Source organism: Sediminicola sp. 1XM1-17 (genome assembly GCF_037203765.1).
Classification (GTDB): Bacteria; Bacteroidota; Bacteroidia; order Flavobacteriales; family Flavobacteriaceae; genus Sediminicola.
Window position 1 is genome coordinate 1 of the sequence record NZ_JBBCAS010000017.1, and the last position, 5,404, is coordinate 5,404.

Genomic DNA, 5,404 nt, shown 5'->3' on the forward strand with positions numbered 1-5,404 from the left:
CGGTCGAGAGGCCGTGTTCATTGAAGGTTCTGGAGCGGCGAAAAAAAATAAAAAAAACTTTTTCATTTTTTATTTGCGGGGAACAAAAAGGGTTGTATATTTGCACCCGCTTTGGGAGACAGAGCGACAGAATAAAGCAAGAATAGACAAGTTCTTTAACATATTGGAAAGACAGCGTAGGATGTCACAGTTATAGCGATTGTGATGTCCGAATTAAAATTTTGAGAATGGGCCGGAAGATCGGATTTTCTTGGTCGTTGGAAATTATTTAAAATACAACGATGAAGAGTTTGATCCTGGCTCAGGATGAACGCTAGCGGCAGGCCTAACACATGCAAGTCGAGGGGTAACAGGGAGCTTGCTCCGCTGACGACCGGCGCACGGGTGCGCAACGCGTATACAATCTGCCTTATGCTGAGGGATAGCCCAGAGAAATTTGGATTAACACCTCATGGTATCGAGAGACGGCATCGTTTTTCGATTAAAGGTCACGGCATAAGATGAGTATGCGTCCCATTAGCTAGTTGGTGTGGTAACGGCACACCAAGGCTACGATGGGTAGGGGTCCTGAGAGGGAGATCCCCCACACTGGTACTGAGACACGGACCAGACTCCTACGGGAGGCAGCAGTGAGGAATATTGGACAATGGGCGGAAGCCTGATCCAGCCATGCCGCGTGCAGGAAGACGGTCCTATGGATTGTAAACTGCTTTTATACGGGAAGAATAAGGGCTACGTGTAGCCCGGTGACGGTACCGTAAGAATAAGGATCGGCTAACTCCGTGCCAGCAGCCGCGGTAATACGGAGGATCCAAGCGTTATCCGGAATCATTGGGTTTAAAGGGTCCGTAGGCGGACTATTAAGTCAGGGGTGAAAGTCTGCAGCTCAACTGTAGAATTGCCTTTGATACTGGTAGTCTTGAGTTATGGTGAAGTGGCTAGAATATGTAGTGTAGCGGTGAAATGCATAGATATTACATAGAATACCGATTGCGAAGGCAGGTCACTAACCATATACTGACGCTGATGGACGAAAGCGTGGGGAGCGAACAGGATTAGATACCCTGGTAGTCCACGCCGTAAACGATGGATACTAGCTGTCCGGGCGCAAGCCTGGGCGGCCAAGCGAAAGTGATAAGTATCCCACCTGGGGAGTACGTTCGCAAGAATGAAACTCAAAGGAATTGACGGGGGCCCGCACAAGCGGTGGAGCATGTGGTTTAATTCGATGATACGCGAGGAACCTTACCAGGGCTTAAATGTGGTCTGACAGCTTTAGAGATAGAGCCTTCTTCGGACAGATCACAAGGTGCTGCATGGTTGTCGTCAGCTCGTGCCGTGAGGTGTCAGGTTAAGTCCTATAACGAGCGCAACCCCTGTGGTTAGTTGCCAGCGAGTAATGTCGGGAACTCTAGCCAGACTGCCGGTGCAAACCGTGAGGAAGGTGGGGATGACGTCAAATCATCACGGCCCTTACGTCCTGGGCCACACACGTGCTACAATGGCCGGTACAGAGAGCAGCCACCTGGTGACAGGGAGCGAATCTATAAAACCGGTCACAGTTCGGATCGGAGTCTGCAACTCGACTCCGTGAAGCTGGAATCGCTAGTAATCGGATATCAGCCATGATCCGGTGAATACGTTCCCGGGCCTTGTACACACCGCCCGTCAAGCCATGGAAGCCGGGAGTGCCTGAAGTCCGTCACCGCAAGGAGCGGCCTAGGGCAAAATCGGTAACTAGGGCTAAGTCGTAACAAGGTAGCCGTACCGGAAGGTGCGGCTGGAACACCTCCTTTCTAGAGAAAGACGACCAAGGAGTAAGGTCCTATTGGAAGACCCGTTCTCAAAATTGCTGTTTTACCATTAAAGAACAATAAACTATAATGAGTCTCATAGCTCAGCTGGTTAGAGCGCTACACTGATAATGTAGAGGTCGGCAGTTCGAGTCTGCCTGAGACTACAACAGGCCCCCCGGCAGGGGACAAGCTTGAAAAAAGTTCATTGATTGACAGATTGAAGGAAATTCTAGGAGCAGAGGGTTCTACTCATTAAAGATTCAGGGTTCAGTATCCGGAATTTCGAAATGGGGGATTAGCTCAGCTGGCTAGAGCGCCTGCCTTGCACGCAGGAGGTCATCGGTTCGACTCCGATATTCTCCACAACGGCACAAGACGGTATTAGGGATGTTATCAAATTCATCACTTAGTATCCTCGCCGAAACGTTCATTGACATATTGGGACAAAGTGCGTACAATTATACCACCAGGGATGATTGTACGTCATGGAAATTAATACGAATTAAATTACGAGGGCGCATGCCTAGCCGCAAGGCGAAGCAGGTGCGACAAGTTAAATAAGGGCGTATGGGGGATGCCTAGGCTCTCAGAGGCGAAGAAGGACGCGATAAGCTGCGAAAAGCTGCGGGGATCGGCACACACGATATGATCCGCAGGTATCCGAATGGGGCAACCCACTAGTTTGAAGGACTAGTACATCGCAAGATGGGCAAACCCGGGGAACTGAAACATCTAAGTACCCGGAGGAGGAGAAAACAATAGTGATTCCGTTAGTAGTGGCGAGCGAAAGCGGATTAGCCCAAACCGATGTTGTTTCGGCAATATCGGGGTTGTAGGACCACGACATTTGGTGCGTAATGAACTGGAACAAGTTGGAAAGCTTGGCCGTAGAGGGTGATAGCCCCTTACAGGTAAAGATCGTTACCGATAGTGGTATCCTGAGTAGCGCGGGGCACGTGAAACCTTGCGTGAATCTGGCGGGACCATCCGCCAAGGCTAAATACTCCTGAGAGACCGATAGTGAACCAGTACCGTGAGGGAAAGGTGAAAAGAACCGTGAATAACGGAGTGAAACAGATCCTGAAACCATACGCCTACAAGCGGTCGGAGCACGTTTACGTGTGACGGCGTGCCTTTTGCATAATGAGCCTACGAGTTACCGTTGCTAGCAAGGTTAAGGACTTCAGGTCCGGAGCCGTAGCGAAAGCGAGTCTGAATAGGGCGCTTTAGTTAGCAGTGGTAGACGCGAAACCGTGTGATCTACCCATGGGCAGGTTGAAGCTGTGGTAACACACAGTGGAGGACCGAACCCGTTGACGTTGAAAAGTCTTGGGATGACCTGTGGGTAGGGGTGAAAGGCCAATCAAACTCGGAAATAGCTCGTACTCCCCGAAATGCATTTAGGTGCAGCGTTGACATATAGTTTTATAGAGGTAGAGCTACTGATTGGATGCGGGGGCTTCACCGCCTACCAATTCCTGACAAACTCCGAATGCTATAAAATGATGGTCAGCAGTGAGGGCATGGGTGCTAAGGTCCATGTCCGAGAGGGAAAGAACCCAGATCACCAGCTAAGGTCCCCAAGTATATACTAAGTTGATAAAACGCGGTGAGATTGCATTGACAGCCAGGATGTTGGCTTGGAAGCAGCCATTCATTTAAAGAGTGCGTAACAGCTCACTGGTCGAGCGATCTTGCATGGATAATAATCGGGCATAAGTATATCACCGAAGCTGTGACATCGAAAGATGGGTAGGGGAGCATTCCATTTGCGCCGAAGGTGTGCTGTAAGGCATGCTGGAGCGGATGGAAACGAAAATGTAGGCATAAGTAACGATAATGCGGGCGAGAAACCCGCACGCCGAAAGACCAAGGTTTCCCCAGCTATGCTAATCAGCTGGGGGTCAGTCGGGACCTAACACGAACCCGAAGGGGGTAGTGGATGGACAACCAGTTAATATTCTGGTACCTGCTCACGTTAAAAGTGACGGGGATGTGGCGTTGGTGCGTACTGACGGAATAGTACGTTGAAGGGAGTGGTGACACCCCGATAGTACACCGAGGCCTCGGCCAAGGTGATAATCCAGCATAACATCCTCCGAGAAAACCAAGTGAAGCAGCCCGTACCGTAAACCGACACAGGTGGTTGGGATGAGTATTCTAAGGCGCTCGAGAGATTCATGGTTAAGGAACTAGGCAAAATAGACCCGTAACTTCGGGAGAAGGGTCGCCCCCTGTATGGGGGGCCGCAGTGAAGAGGTCCAGGCGACTGTTTATCAAAAACACAGGGCTCTGCAAAATCGAAAGATGAAGTATAGGGCCTGACACCTGCCCGGTGCCGGAAGGTTAAGAGGAGATGTCATCTTCGGAGAAGCATTGAATTGAAGCCCCGGTAAACGGCGGCCGTAACTATAACGGTCCTAAGGTAGCGAAATTCCTTGTCGGGTAAGTTCCGACCTGCACGAATGGTGCAACGATCTGGACACTGTCTCAACCATGAGCTCGGTGAAATTGTAGTATCGGTGAAGATGCCGATTACCCGCAGTGGGACGAAAAGACCCCGTGCACCTTTACTATAGCTTCGTATTGACCCTGGGTAAGTAATGTGTAGGATAGCTGGGAGGCTGTGAAGCGGCGTCGCCAGGCGTTGTGGAGCCATTGTTGAAATACCAGCCTTTGCTTATTCGGGGCCTAACTCCCTATTGGGAGGACAGTGCGTGGTGGGTAGTTTGACTGGGGTGGTCGCCTCCAAAAGAGTAACGGAGGCTTCTAAAGGTACCCTCAATACGGTTGGCAATCGTGTGTAGAGTGCAATGGCACAAGGGTGCTTGACTGAGAGGCATACAGGCCGAACAGGTTGGAAACAAGAGCATAGTGATCCGGTGGTTCCGCATGGAAGGGCCATCGCTCAAAGGATAAAAGGTACGCCGGGGATAACAGGCTGATCTCCCCCAAGAGCTCATATCGACGGGGGGGTTTGGCACCTCGATGTCGGCTCGTCACATCCTGGGGCTGGAGAAGGTCCCAAGGGTTGGGCTGTTCGCCCATTAAAGTGGCACGCGAGCTGGGTTCAGAACGTCGTGAGACAGTTCGGTCTCTATCTACTGCGGGCGTTAGAAATTTGAGTGGATCTGACTCTAGTACGAGAGGACCGAGTTGGACCAACCTCTGGTGCACCAGTTGTTCCGCCAGGAGCATTGCTGGGTAGCTAAGTTGGGATGGGATAAGCGCTGAAAGCATATAAGCGCGAAACCCGCCACAAGATGGGATTTCTTTAAAGGGCCGTGGGAGATGACCACGTTGATAGGCCATAGGTGTAAGGGCAGCAATGTCGTAGCCGAGTGGTACTAATTGCCCGTAGACTTGCGCAACCGCGCCCCGTGAATTGTATTACCGTGGCGTCCTTTTTTAAGGACGCACCCTGTCCCTTTATGTTAACGATATTCGTTGCGCCAACGCGCAACAGTGCACATCAGGAGCGTGCACTCAAAACTTAAGGTGGCTCTGGCGATGGGGCCCACCCCTTTCCATTCCGAACAGGGAAGTTAAGCCCATCAGCGCCGATGGTACTGCTATACCAAGTGGGAGAGTAGGTCGCCGCCTTTTTT

General features: G+C 51.1%; 1 protein-coding gene, 2 tRNA genes and 3 rRNA genes. All 6 read left to right on the plus strand.

The features are described from left to right. The coding region (locus WAA86_RS15290) for a hypothetical protein (RefSeq protein ID WP_337301895.1) at positions 1–196 on the plus strand (196 nt) is incomplete at its 5' end. A gap of 82 nt (positions 197–278) precedes the next feature. Beyond that, positions 279–1,796: ribosomal RNA gene (locus WAA86_RS15295) — 16S ribosomal RNA — on the plus strand. A 90-nt stretch (positions 1,797–1,886) separates the two neighbouring features. After that, positions 1,887–1,960, plus strand: a tRNA-Ile gene (locus WAA86_RS15300). Positions 1,961–2,085: 125 nt separating this feature from the next. Then, positions 2,086–2,159: transfer RNA gene (locus WAA86_RS15305), tRNA-Ala, on the plus strand. A 182-nt stretch (positions 2,160–2,341) separates the two neighbouring features. Further along, positions 2,342–5,167 (plus strand): 23S ribosomal RNA (locus WAA86_RS15310). 123 nt (positions 5,168–5,290) lie between these two features. Next, positions 5,291–5,402: ribosomal RNA gene (gene rrf, locus WAA86_RS15315) — 5S ribosomal RNA — on the plus strand. The 16S, 23S and 5S rRNA genes sit together here with 2 tRNA genes alongside, the layout of an rRNA operon. Positions 5,403–5,404 lie beyond the last annotated feature (2 nt).